Genomic DNA, 15,748 nt, shown 5'->3' with positions numbered 1-15,748 from the left:
AGTAGTTTTGAAGTTTTTACTACTTACGTTATTCTACAAATACTAACCCTGAAATCATATTGCTAAGGTAAGTATAGTTAAGTTGATGATTGTTACGGTTTCCCGCATATTTTAATATGGTTTCCCGTATAATCGTTAAATAACACCTTTGTTTTTAGCTTCACGTATCAAATCTACGTCGGTTCCGCCCGGAACTTCCAAGATTTCACGGATGTTTAGCTTTCTTTTTTCTATGGCGCTGAGCGATAGCGGAATGTAAGTCGGCAAATCTTTCGTTTTCACGCCTTTAGACAAGTGGAAAAGGATTTGTTTGTCGAATACATCCAATTCGATATTATTATATTGGGCTTGGCCAACCAATTTGATAACCGTTTGGCTGTAATAACTTTCGTTGTTGATGATTTTATCGAAGGCGAAAAGTAATTCGTCGAACGTCAAGTCGTTTTTAATAATTAAACCGCTTGGATTGATATTTTTGATGATGTTATTGATTTTCAGCAACTCAGTGTGCATCGTTAATAGGATTACCTTACACTCCGGCATTTCGGATTTCATCAACATAGCCAAATCTTCTCCGGAGTAGATGCCTTTTTCGGCATATTCGGGCATACTGATATCAAAAAAGGCGATATCAAAATTTTTGGACGCTTCCATGATGTTTTCGTAGCCCGACTTACAGTTGTTGGCTTGAGTAACTTCGAATTCGAAGCCATTTTGGCTGTATTTATTGATGGCATTTTTGTAGGCCTCAATAATAAACGGATGGTCGTCTACAATTAAAATTTGGATAGGGGTTTTCATTCTTGTGGTATTGTGGTGGGTTGTTTTGTTTCTATAGGTATGGTAATGACTATTTTGGTTCCTTCGTCTTTTTTCGAGGTAATATCGATAATTCCTTTACAATCGTGTGTTCTTGAAATCATGTTTTGCATACCAATGCCTTTGCTCTTTTTGTTGACATCGAAACCGATACCGTCATCTTTGATTTTCAAATATACATTTTCTTCGTCACCTTTTATTTCCACGAAGATATTTTTAGCATTGGCGTATTTGTTAATGTTTTGCAAGCCTTCTTGTAATATGCGGTATAGATTGATTTTGATGGCGTTGCCGATTTTATCCCAGTTAACATTACTGTCGATGGTATAATTGACTTCGGCATCGAATGCATTTTTTTGTTCTTCCAATAAATTGTGAACGATGGAAACAAAGTTATTAATTAATACTTGTTTTTCTCGGTTCAGGTCGTGTGATATTTCGCGAATATCTTGCTCAATCGTTTTAAGCTCGTTTAAGAGCTCAAATCGTTTTTGAACGGCTTCTTCATCGGTACTCGAGTTTAAGCTGTCTAAGTTGAGGCGCAATCCGAACATTCTGCCCAGCACGCCGTCGTGTAAGTCTTGGGCCAAGCGTTTTTTCTCTTTACTGCGACTCTCATCAATAATGGCTTGTTGCGACATCATGAGGTTGTAGATGTCTTCGTTGGCCTTTTGTTGGGCTTGTTTGTAGAGTAATTCCCGTGTTCGCGCACGCTGAGCTCTAACCACAAATAACAACACCACTAAAATAAATGTGACTACAAAAACGTAGAGTAAGTTGCGGTTTTTTTCGGCTAGGCCTTGGTTTTCTTGTTTGATTTCGTCTGTTTCGAGTTGGAGACGGGCGAATTTTTCTTGAGATTTTTTTTCGACATCTTGAATACTGTCACTAATTTTTATGTAATCCTCAGAGTATTTTGACGAGTCTTCAAGACCTATGTTAGACATTTGTTTTAAAGCAACTAGAATATCTCTTGTTTTTTTTGATGAGTATGCAGTTTTAAGTGCTTCTTTTGCAAATAATTGAGATTTTAAAGTGTCTTGTTTTGATGCAAAGTATTCAGAAATATGTATTTTACTTAAAACTATTAAAGAAGTTTCATTTAACTCTTCTCTAACTTTTAAAGAAGAGAAAAATAAATCAGGTAATTCTTTGAAATCTTTTGTTTTAAACTTTGAATACGCTAAGTTGTCTATTAATAAGCTATAAAGCTCTTTGTCATTCGATTTTATTTTCTTGTTGTTTAAAGCTTTTAAATAGTATTTTATAGCTGTATTAAAATCCCCTTTTTTTTGGTATACATATCCAATATTGTTAAGGCAAGTTTCTTTTTGAAAACTTCCTGACAATTCATTTACTTCAACTATTTTTAATCCTCTATTAAAATATTCAATTGCCTTATCATAATCTTTTGCATCAACTGCAACAATCCCCATCATTGTCAATATTGCATATGATTTGTCAAATTCTTTTTTTACATCAATATTTTCGTATGCTTCAGTTAGAGATCTATCAGCCGCAACAAAGTCACCAATATTATATTGAGTAATACTTTTGTTTAGTAACACATTTGATAAGGCTTCTTTTTCTTTAATTCTTTTTAAGATTTTTTCGGAATTATAATAGTAAAAAAAAGCACTGTCATTTTGCAATTTATTTTTATAGAAGTTTCCTTTATATCTGTAGGCTTGAGCAAGATTAAAGCTGTCTTTACTTACTAAAGATTTTTCTATCAATAGTTTTGAAGCTTTTTGAAAGTCCTCTGCTTTATCTAATCTATAGAATCCTTGGGTAATAAGGAATAGTTTGTCTCTTGTGATTGAATCATTTGTTTGATTCTTATATAGTTCAAGTGCTCTTCTGTAACCTATGAATTGAGATTTTAGGTCAACTTTTTTATTATCGACATTCTTTAAAAATGAATTGACACTATCGATAGATTGATCGATATCTTTAGATTGTTTTTGATTCTTATTACAACTAAAAAAAAGAAAAAAGAAGATGAAACAAAACTTATTAACTCTCAATGTAAGTATTTTTAATTATTACCAAAAATACTTAAAATTAATTTTAAAAAAAAACCACTCTGCTAAGAGTGGTTTGAATTGTTCATTTGATATTTATTCTAATACTGGTTTTTTAGTTCCGCTTCCTCCGGTTTCATTATCAAATTCTAGTACTGGTTTTTTAGTTCCGCTTCCCCCAGTTTCATTATCAAATTCTAGTACTGGTTTTTTAGTTCCGCTTCCTCCAGTTTCGTTATCAAACTCAAGGACTGGTTTTTTAGTTCCACTTCCTCCAGTTTCAACAGGAGTTGTAAACGATGTAACCACAAGCATTAAAGCTAATAGGCCAAAAGTAGTTGCTAATTTTTTCATAATTTGAGACTTTTTATTGTTATGTTTTTGTTTCTACTTTAAAGTTAATGTCACTGCATTTGTTTTGAGGCTGTGACACTTTCACGATGTAAAACTAAAAAGGAAGTCTCTGTGAAGCCCTATACATATTGGTGTTTATGGTAGAATGACCTCGTTTGTGAGTGAATGATGGTCAAATTCGGGTGGATGGTTTTTGGGTTTTTGAGCAAAATGACCCATTTGGTCGCTTTAAGACGCTACGATGGTTTTAATAAGCAATAGGCAATGCGCCTCAAAAGTGGTTTTTGAAGGAAAGAGATGTTATAGCCGGAGGAGGAGTAAAACTGGTTTTAGTTTTTTAAAGGAAACGAAACACTCAAAGTAGTTCCCTGGTTTGTTTTTGAAATGACATTGAATTTACCATTCAATTCTTTAACCCGATGTTTGATGTTTTTTAAACCTATTCCTTTTTTTGTATTGTCCGCTTGTATTCCAACACCATCGTCTGAAATGGTAAGGTGTAATTTTTCTCCTTGAATTGCAAAATGAATAAGGGCCTTTGTGGCAGAGGCATGTTTGTTGATGTTTCGACAAGACTCCTGTAAAATTCGGTATAAGTTCATTTTCTGAACTTCGGTTATCTTTTCCCAATCAACAATAGGATCTACTTCGAGTTGGTATTGCACACTACTAATTTGGTTTTGTTCTGTTATTAAATCTGTCAGTAGTTTTTCAAAACCGGTATCATAAATAGAGGTTTTTTGGTTCAAATTATGGGTTAGGTTTCGAATCTCGTTTTCAATTTCTTTGATGTTGTTGATATATGGCAAGCACTTTTCAACGGTTTCAGTATCTTTTTTTATGGAAAGTACGGAGAGATTTAGTCGAGTACTGGTCAGTTTGTTCATTACACCGTCGTGTAATTCCAAACCGATTCGTTTTTTTTCTTTTTGTCGAGCGGCTTCCTCTTTCGCATTTTGAACCAACATTAATTGGTAAATTTCTTCATTGATGCTTTGCTGGGCATGTTGCAAACGAAGTTCTTTTTGTTTTAATCGTTGGCGGGCTATGATAACTATGAGGATGGCGATAAGAAAAACAGCTCCGGCAATTATAACAAAATATGTTCGCTGTTTTAAAGCCGTTTCCTTTTCTTGGTTGATTTCTTCTGTTTCAAGTTGTATTTTGTAGTATTGATTTCGTGCGGTCCTTTCGGCAAAAAGAAGGCTGTCGTTGACGCGTTTGAATTCTTGAATGTATAGAGGCGCCTTTTTTGGATTGATGCTGCCGGCTTGTGTTAGAGCAGTGAGATAATAATAAGGAGCATTTGCTTCTTTTGATTTTTTTAAAGCAGATTCTGCGTAATGATTGGCGATAACAAGATCTTTATTTTTGGAATAATATTCTGAAAGATACAAATCACTTACTGCACTCTCGTTTTTAATGTTTAGGCGGTCAAATATTTTTCTTGAAGTTTTAAATAAAATAGGAATATGATAATTTTTATTAGTTTTTAAGTAACAATAGCCTATGTTGTTCAATAGGTAAGCATATAATTCTGGGTCTTCTTTACTTATGTTTTTTTCATAAAGTGCTGATTTAAAAAAACCTATAGCCTCTTTATATTTTTTTTGTTCTCTGAGTGCATTACCTATATTGTTTAAACAAGAACCTTTAGAAAAATTATTTCTTTGATTTTTAATGTTGTATCTTTTAATAAGCGATATGGCTTCATTTAATGTTTTAATAGCTTTGTTGTATTCTTGCATGTTATGATATGAATTTCCCAAGCACATTAAGCTGTAAACTAATCTTTTATATGATTTGTTTTTTTTAAAATATAGGCAAGCTTTTTTTGTAGATAATTCAGCGCCCAAATAGTCATCAATATTTAATTGAATAATTCCTTTTTTTGTGAGTATAACACCTATTTTTTCATAATTCTTCATTTTTAAAAAAGCCCTTTCGGATTTTGAATAGTAAGTGAATGCTGAATCATAGACTCTTAACTTTTTAAAATAATTTCCTTTAAATTCATAATATTCTCCTAAAATAATAGAGTCATTAGATTGTTCAATTTTTTGTAGCCATATGCTTGATATGTTTAAGAACGGGCTGTTCTGATTAAATTCTAAGTAATTTTTTGATAATCTTCCCAAACTCCCCCTAACCACACTATCATTCCTCTTCAAATCAATAAAAGACAAAGCCTTGTCGTTATACTGCACACGCTTTTTAAAGTCTAAACTGTCATTTTCTGCTAAGGCCAAGTATTTTTGAACGGAGTCGTTGGTGGGATTGCTTTCTGGTTGGTTTCCAATTTGGGAACAACCGGAGAGTATTGAAATGATTGCAAGTAAAACAATAGATTTATTCATGAAGGCAATGTAGTAAAAATTGAAAAAGAATAGTACTTATCTTATCCTTTAAAAGGAATTTGCAATTGAATTTTCAGTTTTTGGAGGGTTTCCTTCAACAATGTTGAGTCAGCGGGTACTTTATCACTAGCGCTTTGATTGTGGTAAGAGATTGAAATCTCTACTTCGGTCTCCGGAATTTTATCTTTTCTCTTCTTCTTCTTGTTCTCCGGGATTATTAGGCCTTCTAGTATTTTCTCGCAATGTTCTTCTAAATCATTTACTTGGTCAAAATAATAGGTGGTGACTTCTTCCCCGATGATGATTTTGAGGTGGCAACAAGGCTTAGTTGAAGCATTTTGCCCCAATATTGCTAACGGACATAACCATAAAAAGTAAAACCAAGCTTGTTTCATAAACCTCATATAAAGCAAACAGCCCCGCTTTCAGTCGTCCAAACAGAAAAGCAAAGGGCTGTTTTGGTTTGTTTTGCATGTCTCCCGTTTAATAACTAACCTAAAATAAACAGGACAAATTTCAGTTAATTTTTACCTTCCCAAATACCACTTTGGATCCGGCAGTCATTCCCAAAACAAGTTTTGAGTTTGATTTTTATCACTGTAAAAGTATAACGTGAAAATTAGATTTTATTACACTAAAAGTGTACATTTTTTATCAGGTAGTTTTTTTAAATGAAACCTTGCTTGCGGGCTTCACGCAAAATATCCTCATCATTTCCTTTTTCAATATCGAAAAATTCTTTGATGAATACCTTTCTCTTGTCGATGGCACTTTTTGATAAATGCAGGTAGTCCGGCATGTTTTTCGTTTTAATGCCTTGGTTCAAAAGCAAAATGATTTGCCTGTTGTAATAGTCTAATACTCTTGATTTTTGTTCCATTTCTTTTTGCAAGTCGACTATAGTACTGCTGAGGTATTGTCCGCCTTGGATTACGGTATGAAAGGCTTCTGTAAAATCGTTCGCATCAAAATCACTTTTTACCAAAAGTCCTTCCGGCTTGTGATTTTTTAATATATTAAATAACAAAAGGGATTCAGAGTGTGTGGTCAACATCATGATTTTAGTCTCCGGCAAATATTTTTTGACAATAGGTATTAAATCACTTCCGTTGTCAATGTTTTTTTCCGGATAAGGCGGCATGGTGTAGTCGATGGTAACCAAATCAAACGTTTCCTTAGTAGTAGTTATCAACTTATAAGCACTCTCACAGCTTAAGGCCGGTGTGGTTTTTACTTCATAACCATAAGGGTTGTAAGATAAAATAGATTTGTATCCTTCTATGATGAGTTTGTGGTCGTCTATCATCAATACGCTTACTTCCATAACAGCAGAATTTCGGTAAACGTAATACTTTTCTGCTATATTTCCAAATAATTTCCGCCGGCGATTCTATTGATAATCAAATCTACGTTGTCTTTATACGATTTTGAGAAAGGTAATTTTGTAGTGGAGTTTTTAATGTAGCAAACCGTATTTCCGGTATGAATTCGGGAAACCTGATTCACATTGATGATGTAACTGTTGTGAATTCTTAGGAATTGTGACTCCGGTAAAACGGTTTCAAAATGCTTTAAAGTCTTGAAGGCTGTAATCATTTCGCCGTTGTTCAAATGGATGTCAGTCGAATTGTTATCTGCCTCAAAATACAAAATGTCTTCTGAGTCGATATAACGGTAATCACCATAAGATTTGATGCAAATGATTAATGATTGTTGCTGCTGCTGAACAGTAACTACATTGTCTGTTGCGGTCGGAACAGTTTTGATTTCCACCTCATGTTCGTCGGTTTGCAGTTCTTCAGCTATGGTCTCGTCTAACACTTCAAAAGTGGCAGCCGGATTTTTAACTTCCATATGTGGCAAATCCGATTTAATGGCGCGATCAAACTTGAGTATGGCTTTTCTGAAATCGTTAATGTCTAAGGGTTTCAACAAATAATCAACCACTTCGTATTTTAACGCCTCGTAAGCCAGTTCTTTTTTGGAAGTAGTAACAATAATTTTCGGAACCAAGCTCAAGTAGCGATAGAGTTCATTAATCAGCGCTAAGGATAAATTGCTTTTCTTGTCGGAAGGATCGATTTCTAAGAAAACCAAACGCGGTTGGTGTTCCAAAATTAAATTTACGCCGTCATCATAATTATTGGCAGAAGCTACAAAAGATAAGTTGCGAAAACGCTCCGCTATGGCTTGGGTTTTCGCGACATCTTCTTGATTGTCATCAATAATTATGTAAGTGTGGCTCATTAACGCTTATCCGTTGATTTTGGGACAGCATTTTCTGACTAAATTAACAGGTAGTTTTGGGGAAACTTTGTTGTTACTTTAAATATGTTTATTAAAAACAAAACACAAAAATAAAACCGACCAAAAGAGCCGATTTTCGTTGTAACGAAATTATGGGTTCGATTTTGGAGAATTTCAAATTGTTGACAGAATCGCCGAATCTGTTAATATGTGGATTTTATTCGGGTATAATTCTTACGAAAACAAAAATTCCAAATTCTCCTGAGGCTTCAGGTTGGAATTTGGAATTTTGTATTTAGAATTTAAAGAAATCTACATCTTCATCAACCAATTTCTCATTGAAACTTCGTTATTGATGAGCGTTCTTAATTCGGCAATTTTAACGCGATCTTGTTGCATAGAATCACGGTGACGAATCGTTACGGTTTCGTCTTCTAAAGTTTGGTGATCTACCGTAATACAGAATGGTGTTCCTAAAGCATCTTGCCTTCTGTAACGACGTCCAACGGCATCTTTCTCATCATAGGCTACATTGAAATCCCATTTCAAATCGTCGATGATTTTTTTGGCCACTTCCGGTAGACCGTCTTTTTTCACCAAAGGTAAAACGGCCGCTTTGGTTGGCGCTAAAACAGCAGGTAAACGTAAAACCGTTCGAGTTGAACCGTCTTCTAAGGTTTCTTCTTTTAAAGCAGTAGCAAAAACAGCTAAGAACATACGGTCTAAACCAACAGATGTTTCGACTACATAAGGCACATAATTCGAATTGGTTTCGGTGTCAAAATATTGTAGTTTTTTGCCCGAATATTGTTCGTGTGCTTTCAAATCGAAATCGGTTCTCGAGTGAATACCTTCTAATTCTTTGAAACCAAAAGGGAAGTTAAACTCAATATCAGCCGCAGCATTGGCGTAGTGCGCTAATTTTTCATGGTCGTGGAAACGGTAGTTTTCTTTGCCTAATCCTAAGGATAGGTGCCAGTTTAAACGGGTTTGTTTCCAATACTCGTACCATTTCATTTCTTCGCCCGGTTTAACAAAAAACTGCATTTCCATTTGTTCAAACTCACGCATACGGAAGATAAACTGACGGGCTACAATCTCGTTTCGGAACGCTTTTCCGGTTTGGGCAATCCCGAAAGGAATTTTCATTCTACCGGTTTTTTGTACGTTTAAGAAATTCACGAAAATCCCTTGTGCGGTTTCCGGACGCAGGTATAAATCCATGGCATTTTCGGCTGAAGCTCCGAGTTTGGTGCCAAACATTAAGTTGAATTGCTTTACATCAGTCCAGTTTCTGGAACCGGTTTCCGGATCGGCAATTTCCAATTCTTCGATTAAGGCTTTTACATCTTCCAAATCTCCGGTACCCAACGAACGACCCATTCTTTCCAGAATTTCACGCTCTTTGGCCAAGTATTCCATCACACGCGGATTGGTGGTTTTGTATTGCTCTTCATCAAAAGCATCACCAAATCGCTCGCGGGCTTTTTCAATTTCCTTTTTGGCTTTCAGGTTTAATTTTTCGGCATAATCCTCAATTAAAACGTCGGCTCTGTATCTTTTTTTAGAATCCTTGTTGTCAATGAGCGGATCGTTAAACGCGTCCACATGACCCGAAGCTTTCCAAGTGGTAGGATGCATCAAAATGGCGGCGTCTAAACCGACAATATTTTCATGCATTTGCACCATGGCTTTCCACCAATATTCTCTAATGTTCTTTTTTAATTCGACTCCGTTTTGCGCGTAATCATACACTGCGCTCAAACCATCGTAAATTTCGCTCGACGGAAAAATATATCCGTACTCTTTAGCGTGCGAAACTACATTCTTAAATAAATCTTCTTGTTTTGCCATAATGCTGCAAAAATATAAAAAGCGCTGATAAAAAAAGGGTTTAAAACCAATTAGAATTGAAAAAATGTATAATTTTATGTAAGAAAATTACTTTTTTATGTGGAATCACCTACTCAATTTATTTTTTCCGAAGTCGTGCGCCGGTTGTCACAGCCTGTTATTACAAGATGAAAACGTGATTTGTACGCAATGCCGGCACGAAATTCCACTTACACATCATCTTGCAATGACAGAAAACGAAATCTTTCAACGATTTTACGGTCGTATTCCGTTAGAGTTTGGTGCCGCGCTGTTTTATTTTCATAAGAAAGGCATTGTACAGGAAATGATGCACCAACTCAAATACAAAGGCAACCAAGAAGTTGGGACAATGGTTGGCGAATGGTTTGCGGCCGAATTGCAACAAGTACCGCTACTGCAAACTGTCGATTACATTATTCCGGTTCCGTTACACAAAAAACGATTTCGGGAACGCGGCTACAATCAGGTCACCACTTTCGGACAGGCTTTGTCGAATCATTTAAACATTCCGTACAACGAAACTTTATTGCAACGAAAATTATACACCAAAACCCAAACTAAAAAGTCGCTTTTAGGGCGCTCCGATTTGAGCCAGACATTATTCGATATCGAATTTTCAGGGGAATTTACCGGAAAACATTTCCTATTAATAGATGATGTAATGACTACCGGCGCAACCTTGGAAGCTTGCAGTAAAGCGCTGCTCAAAATCCCTGAAGCTAAAATCAGTATAGCCTGTATGGCGATGGCACACAGTTAATTGTTAAGTTTCCTGCAAAAGATTTCATTCGCACTAAATATAATTGTTATTTTGTGCTTTGAAAAAACGATTTATGCTTAAAACGCACTTTAAATATTTTGCTCTGTTGTTGCTTTTTTCAGCTATTGGCTGTGCCAAGCGCGGTTCTATTACCGGCGGCGATAAAGACACGATTGCACCGGTTTTGAAATCGAGTTTGCCTAAAAATTTCTCCACCAATTTTAACGGCAAGCAAATCAAACTGGTTTTTGACGAATATGTAAAGTTGAAAAACGTCAGTAAGCAATTAATCGTTTCGCCACCAATGAAAAATCAGTTGGAAATTTTGCCTTACACTGCCAGCAAAACAATAACTATCAATATTAAAGATACTTTACAGCCTAATACCACTTACAGTTTTAATTTCGGTCAAAGCATAGAAGATAACAACGAGTCTAATCCGTATTCCCAATTCAAATACGTTTTTTCAACCGGTGCTTACATTGATTCTTTGCAATTGAAAGTCAAAGTCAAAGATGCATTAGAACTGAAAACCGACAATTTTGTTTCGGTGATGTTATATGAAGTGAACGAAAAATTCAACGATTCTACCATTTATAAAGAAGCGCCGCGCTACGTGACCAATACCTTGGACAGCTTGGAAGTGGTGACTTTGGAAAACATCAAAGCCGGGAAATACTTGTTGGTAGCGCTTAAAGACAACGGCAATAACAAGTACGATCCTAAATCAGATAAAATCGGGTTCCAAAAACAATACATTTCCATTCCAAACGATACTATTTTTGAAGTGGAATTGTTTAAGGAAACAATACCATTTAAAGTTGTGAAACCTACACAAGTGACAAACAAGCGTTGGGTTATGGGCTACGAAGGCAAAGCCAAAGGGACTAAGGTAGTTGTTAAAAATGGTGCTGAAATCGTTCCGTCTTTGGTTACTCAAATGCCTAAAAAAGATTCACTGCAAATTTGGATGAAACCGGTCAAAGCCGATTCGCTACAAGTAATGGTGGAAAAAGATAATTTTAAAACCGATTTTTACATCAAAGGAAAAAGCAACAAAGTTGATTCGTTGCAAATAAATCCCGAATTTACCGGAGGTTTACCCTTGCGCGAGCGGTATACTTTGAACAGCACTACGCCTTTAGTGAAGTTCGACAAAACTAAAATCAGTATCAAAAATAAAGATTCATTGGCGATAGATTTTACCACAGTATATGACGATTTCAACCAAAAGCTGTACTTAGACTTCAAAAAAGAGCCTTTAGAAAACTATAAAATACAGTTGTTACCCGGTGCTGTAGTCGATTTTTTTGACACAGCTAATGACACGCTCAATTACAAAGCGTCTACTAAAAACTTATCCGATTATGGGAATTTAAGAGTGGTATTGGAAAACGTCAAAAGATTCCCGGTCATCATCGAATTAACAGATAAAGACGGTAAAGTAAAATATACCGAATACTCAGAAGGCAACAACACCATCAATTTCGACGCCATTGAACCGGCTAAATATGTGCTGCGAATTATTTACGACGACAATAAAAACAAGGTTTGGGATACCGGTAGTTTTATGGAGAAACGCCAAACCGAAGAAGTCCTTTATTTCCCCAAAGAAATTGATGTCCGTGCCAATTGGGATGTGGAACAGCCGTTTGATTTACGAAATACGAAGTAAGATTTACGAAATTATCCTGAATTCGTCCCGATCATTTAAAAAAGCGAGTTTATTTCTGGTTTCCAGCAGCTTTTCTTTCTCCAATTCGATAATAAAAACCCCATCGGTTTCTTGTGGTTCTAAAAGGGAGTTTCCCAAAAAATCAACTGCTTGTGTATGACCAATATATTCTAAATTATTTTCGTCCGTTCCAATTCGGTTAACGCCTATGGCATAACTCATGTTTTCCACGGCTCGGGCTTTGAGTAAAATATTCCAGGCGTTGATGCGCGGTTTAGGCCAATTGGCTACGTATAACAACAAATCGTAATCTTCCACGTTTCGAGAAAAAACAGGGAAACGCAAATCGTAACAAATAAGCGGGCAAATTCGGAACCCTTTGTAGCCAATAATCAGTTTCTCTTTTCCCGCACTATAGGCTTTGTCTTCTCCGGCAAGGGTAAACAAATGTCTTTTGTCGTAGGTTTTGTAATCGCCGTTCGGATACACAAAAACCAAACGGTTGAAGTACTTTCCGTTTTCTTCAATTACCAAACTTCCGGTAATGGCGCAGTCTTTGGCTTTGGCCAAATGTTGGAGCCAACCCACTGTTTCTCCTTTCATGGTTTCCGCCACAGCTTTCGGATTCATGGTAAATCCGGAAGCAAACATTTCGGGCAGTACAATCAAATCTACTTCTTCCATGAAACCCGTTATTTTTTGGGCCAAATGACTTCGATTTTCTATTGGATTTTCCCAAATTAAATGGGTTTGGATTAGTGCGATTTTCATGATAGTTTTACAGAGATTCACAGAATATTATTTGATGGTGATTTCGTCAATAAAGATAAAAGCGTCGCCATTGTAGGGATAACCTAAATGCCATTCGGGTAGTTTGCCGTAATTGTAAGCTTTAATTTTTACATATTGCGCTTTCAACGATTTTGGCAAACGAATGTTGAAATCTTTAATTTGATTGTCATCGGTTTTCGGGTCAATGTCGTTGTCAATAGTCGCTACTAAAGTAAAATTAATATTGTCCGAAGAAATATAATATTCCACTTTAGTCGGCATCAAAATCCAAGAACGTTGGTCTTGCAGAAAAGTACCGTGAAACTCGGTCACAGCTTGTTCTTTTTGTAGGTCTACAACCGCTTCAAAATCCTGCGTTTGGTAGCCTTGCCAATCGCCTTTGCGCCAGTTGGTGGTGCCGTTAATGCCATCCAACAAACCTTCAGGACCTCCGGCATGGTATTGCGGATTGTAAGTCGATTTGAGTTCGATAGTGTAATGGTTGGGTTTTTTGTAGTAGGTAGCCGAAATAGTGTCGCTGCCAACCATAAAATCAGGCGCCAAATAGACCTCTATTTTTGCCGTTTCATTAATGGTAAAAGGTTTTTCATATAGCTGAAACGCTCCGTTACTATTGATTCTGTAATAAGCTTTCAGATTGGTTTGACTTTCTGTAAAATCGAGTTTGTTGAATGCGATACTGATTTCCATTTGGTCTTTGAAAGATTTGCTTTTGGCTTCAATTACCGGCACAGGAATTATGGGTTGCCAGGCTTCTTGATGCGGTGTCTTTTGAAATTCTTCCAGCCCGAAAATTTGTAAATAATCGCCACTTCGATTACGGTTGATGTAGTCGGTTTTATTTTCGTTTAAATGGACTTTAATACTTTCAAAATAAGGTTCGGTTGTACTCCAGCCTGTTTTACCCGGAGTGACCGCATAAATTCCCATCGAACTCAAGACATACCAAGCACTCATTTGACCGCAGTCTTCGTTACCAATCAAACCATCGGGCGTGTTTTTATAGAATTCGTTTAAGATGTAATGTACTTTTTCCTTGGTTTTCTCGGGTTTCCCGATGTAATTGTACAAATACGCCATATGATGACTCGGCTCATTGCCGTGTGCATATTGGCCGATCAAACCGGTAACATCCACTTGCTCTCGACCGGTGGTTTTGCTTTCGCTGTTGAACATCTCGTCGAGTTTGGCTTCAAATGGCTCCGGACCGCCGTAAGCTTCAATCATGCCTTGTATGTCTTGCGGGACAAAAAATGAGTATTGCCATGAGTTGCCTTCGGTGAAATTGTTGTTGATTTCCCGTGGGTCAAAAGGTTTGTCCCAACCGCCGTTTTTCTTCGGACGCATAAAACCTGTCGTCCAATCGAAGACATTCTTCCAGCTTTGTGAGCGTTTCATAAAGTAATCGTAGTCGGCTTTCTTGTTCAATATCTTAGCCATTTGGGCTATACACCAATCGTCGTAAGCATATTCCAAGGTTTTGGAAACGCTTTCGTGTTCGTCGTCCATCGAGATAAAACCTTGTCTTTTGTAAGCTTCTAACCCTAAATGGTCTAACATGGCAGAATGTTTCGCGGCCTGAAATGCCAATTCGTAATCAAAACCTTTGATGCCTTTGGCCATAGCATCAGCCATTACGGAAACGGAGTGATAGCCAATCATACAATCGGTTTCATTGGACGCCAATTCCCAAACAGGTAACCGTCCGCCTTGTTCGTATTGTTTTAAAAAGGTATTGATAAAATCAACGGTGCGTTTTTTTTCGATTAAAGTGTACAAAGGGTGTGCGCCACGGAAGGTATCCCAAAGCGAGAAGACTGAGTAATAATCGAAGCCTTCGGCTTTATGAATTTTATTGTCGCGACCGCGGTATTTTCCGTCGATGTCTTGGGCGATATTCGGTTGTACCATCGTGTGGTATAAAGCGGTGTAGAATATGCTTAGTTTGTCTTTATTCGTTTCAGTAATTTCGATTTTGGCTAATTGTTGGTCCCAAAGTCTTTCGGCGTCTTCTTTGACTTTGGTAAAATTCCAGCCCGATATTTCGCTCATATTCAATTTGGCGCCCTCGTAACCCGTTGGTGATAGAGCGACTTTCACCCAAATTTTATCGCCTTTGCTGACTTTTTTGGAAAAACTCAAGGCCAATTGTGTGCCTGAAAACACTTTGTCGGTCACCGAAGCTTGTGCCGCATTGTTGCTTCTGATTTTGTTGATTTGCATGGGTTGGCTGAATTCGATTCGAGCAAAAACGTATTGGTCTTTGGCCCAAGCTTCACTTCTTCGGAGGATTTCTATGGTTTTAGCGTTAACAATACGCACTTCGCCTTGTAATAATTTATCCCGGTGGTTTAAGTCTAAAATGATATTGGCATTTCCCGCCGAATTGAATGTATATTGATGAAATCCTACGCGAGTAGATGCCGTCAAAGCCACATCTATATTGTGTTTATCGAGTTTCACCGCATAAAATCCGGCACCGGCTTTTTCATTAGCATGAGCGAAATTGGAACTGTAATCTTTCGGACTCAACTTAGGTTCGCCCATGGTAGGCATGAGCATGATATCGCCGTAATCGGTACAACCGGTTCCGTTGAGGTGCGTGTGTGAAAAGCCATAAATGATTTTATCATCGTAATGATAGCCTGAACAGCCGTCCCAACTGCCGTCAATTCTGGTGTCGGGCGATAGTTGTACCATTCCGAAAGGCACAGTAGCGCCGGGATAAGTATGTCCGTGTCCGCCAGTGCCAATCATGGGATTGACGTATTGGTGTAGATTTTGTCCCAAAACGGAGAGCGTAAACAATAAAAATAAGCTGGAGAATCGAAGTGTCATAGTGTTG

The 15,748-nt window shown here is 37.0% G+C and carries 12 protein-coding genes; 2 read left to right on the top strand and 10 right to left on the bottom strand.

Translation table 11 applies throughout. From position 1 onward, the window contains the following. Nucleotides 1-135 precede the first annotated feature (135 nt). The 8 genes from ACJG85_RS02350 to ACJG85_RS02315 all read right to left on the bottom strand — a co-directional run bounded on the left by ACJG85_RS02350 (nt 136) and on the right by ACJG85_RS02315 (nt 9,655). On the bottom strand, nt 136-801 hold the full coding sequence (locus ACJG85_RS02350; protein WP_409674754.1) for a response regulator: 666 nt from the start codon (nt 799-801) through the stop codon (nt 136-138). Then, entirely contained in the window at nt 798-2,846 is a 2,049-nt protein-coding gene (locus ACJG85_RS02345) for a tetratricopeptide repeat-containing sensor histidine kinase (protein WP_412476827.1), read from the bottom strand. The genes ACJG85_RS02350 and ACJG85_RS02345 overlap by 4 nt, the downstream gene beginning before the upstream one ends. Nucleotides 2,847-2,939: 93 nt before the next feature. After that, a complete protein-coding gene (locus ACJG85_RS02340) occupies nt 2,940-3,197 on the bottom strand; it encodes a hypothetical protein (protein ID WP_412476826.1) in 258 nt (85 codons plus the stop codon). 329 nt (nt 3,198-3,526) lie between these two features. Beyond that, nucleotides 3,527-5,554 carry an ATP-binding protein gene (locus ACJG85_RS02335; RefSeq protein WP_412476825.1) on the bottom strand — a complete coding sequence of 676 codons (2,028 nt, stop codon included), beginning with the start codon at nt 5,552-5,554 and terminating at the stop codon, nt 3,527-3,529. Nucleotides 5,555-5,595: 41 nt separating this feature from the next. Then, nucleotides 5,596-5,949 (bottom strand): hypothetical protein, encoded by a 354-nt coding sequence (locus ACJG85_RS02330; RefSeq protein WP_412464745.1) that lies wholly within the window; start codon nt 5,947-5,949, stop codon nt 5,596-5,598. Nucleotides 5,950-6,221: 272 nt separating this feature from the next. Then, nucleotides 6,222-6,878, bottom strand: a complete 657-nt coding sequence (locus tag ACJG85_RS02325; RefSeq protein WP_412476824.1) for a response regulator — start codon at nt 6,876-6,878, stop codon at nt 6,222-6,224. 35 nt (nt 6,879-6,913) lie between these two features. Beyond that, nucleotides 6,914-7,801 carry a LytR/AlgR family response regulator transcription factor gene (locus tag ACJG85_RS02320; RefSeq protein WP_412476823.1) on the bottom strand — a complete coding sequence of 296 codons (888 nt, stop codon included), beginning with the start codon at nt 7,799-7,801 and terminating at the stop codon, nt 6,914-6,916. A 312-nt stretch (nt 7,802-8,113) separates the two neighbouring features. Further along, nucleotides 8,114-9,655 carry a glycine--tRNA ligase gene (locus ACJG85_RS02315; RefSeq protein ID WP_412476822.1) on the bottom strand — a complete coding sequence of 514 codons (1,542 nt, stop codon included), beginning with the start codon at nt 9,653-9,655 and terminating at the stop codon, nt 8,114-8,116. Nucleotides 9,656-9,881: 226 nt separating this feature from the next. Here ACJG85_RS02315 and ACJG85_RS02310 point away from each other — a divergent pair, with 226 nt between their 5' ends. After that, nucleotides 9,882-10,436 carry a ComF family protein gene (locus tag ACJG85_RS02310; RefSeq protein WP_412476821.1) on the top strand — a complete coding sequence of 185 codons (555 nt, stop codon included), beginning with the start codon at nt 9,882-9,884 and terminating at the stop codon, nt 10,434-10,436. Between the two features lie 73 nt (nt 10,437-10,509). Then, on the top strand, nt 10,510-12,111 hold the full coding sequence (locus tag ACJG85_RS02305) for an Ig-like domain-containing protein (protein ID WP_412476820.1): 1,602 nt from the start codon (nt 10,510-10,512) through the stop codon (nt 12,109-12,111). Nucleotides 12,112-12,114: 3 nt separating this feature from the next. On the opposite strand, the gene ACJG85_RS02300 is transcribed toward ACJG85_RS02305, so the two are convergent. Further along, nucleotides 12,115-12,882, bottom strand: coding sequence for a nitrilase family protein (locus tag ACJG85_RS02300; protein WP_412476819.1), 768 nt, complete (start codon nt 12,880-12,882; stop codon nt 12,115-12,117). A 27-nt stretch (nt 12,883-12,909) separates the two neighbouring features. Next, a complete protein-coding gene (locus tag ACJG85_RS02295; RefSeq protein ID WP_412476818.1) occupies nt 12,910-15,741 on the bottom strand; it encodes a GH92 family glycosyl hydrolase in 2,832 nt (943 codons plus the stop codon). Between the last annotated feature and the right edge of the window lie 7 nt (nt 15,742-15,748).

The organism is Flavobacterium mekongense (assembly GCF_047038255.1).
GTDB lineage: Bacteria > Bacteroidota > Bacteroidia > Flavobacteriales > Flavobacteriaceae > Flavobacterium > Flavobacterium mekongense.
This window is presented reverse-complemented; position numbering and strand designations above follow the sequence as displayed.

Coding starts and splice junctions, on each gene's coding strand:
- ACJG85_RS02350 (WP_409674754.1), bottom strand. CDS start 801: ATGAAAACCCCTATCCAAATTTTAATTGTAGACGACCATCCGTTTATT.
- ACJG85_RS02340 (WP_412476826.1), bottom strand. CDS start 3,197: ATGAAAAAATTAGCAACTACTTTTGGCCTATTAGCTTTAATGCTTGTG.
- ACJG85_RS02335 (WP_412476825.1), bottom strand. CDS start 5,554: ATGAATAAATCTATTGTTTTACTTGCAATCATTTCAATACTCTCCGGT.
- ACJG85_RS02330 (WP_412464745.1), bottom strand. CDS start 5,949: ATGAAACAAGCTTGGTTTTACTTTTTATGGTTATGTCCGTTAGCAATA.
- ACJG85_RS02325 (WP_412476824.1), bottom strand. CDS start 6,878: ATGGAAGTAAGCGTATTGATGATAGACGACCACAAACTCATCATAGAA.
- ACJG85_RS02320 (WP_412476823.1), bottom strand. CDS start 7,801: ATGAGCCACACTTACATAATTATTGATGACAATCAAGAAGATGTCGCG.
- ACJG85_RS02315 (WP_412476822.1), bottom strand. CDS start 9,655: ATGGCAAAACAAGAAGATTTATTTAAGAATGTAGTTTCGCACGCTAAA.
- ACJG85_RS02310 (WP_412476821.1), top strand. CDS start 9,882: ATGACAGAAAACGAAATCTTTCAACGATTTTACGGTCGTATTCCGTTA.
- ACJG85_RS02305 (WP_412476820.1), top strand. CDS start 10,510: ATGCTTAAAACGCACTTTAAATATTTTGCTCTGTTGTTGCTTTTTTCA.
- ACJG85_RS02300 (WP_412476819.1), bottom strand. CDS start 12,882: ATGAAAATCGCACTAATCCAAACCCATTTAATTTGGGAAAATCCAATA.
- ACJG85_RS02295 (WP_412476818.1), bottom strand. CDS start 15,741: ATGACACTTCGATTCTCCAGCTTATTTTTATTGTTTACGCTCTCCGTT.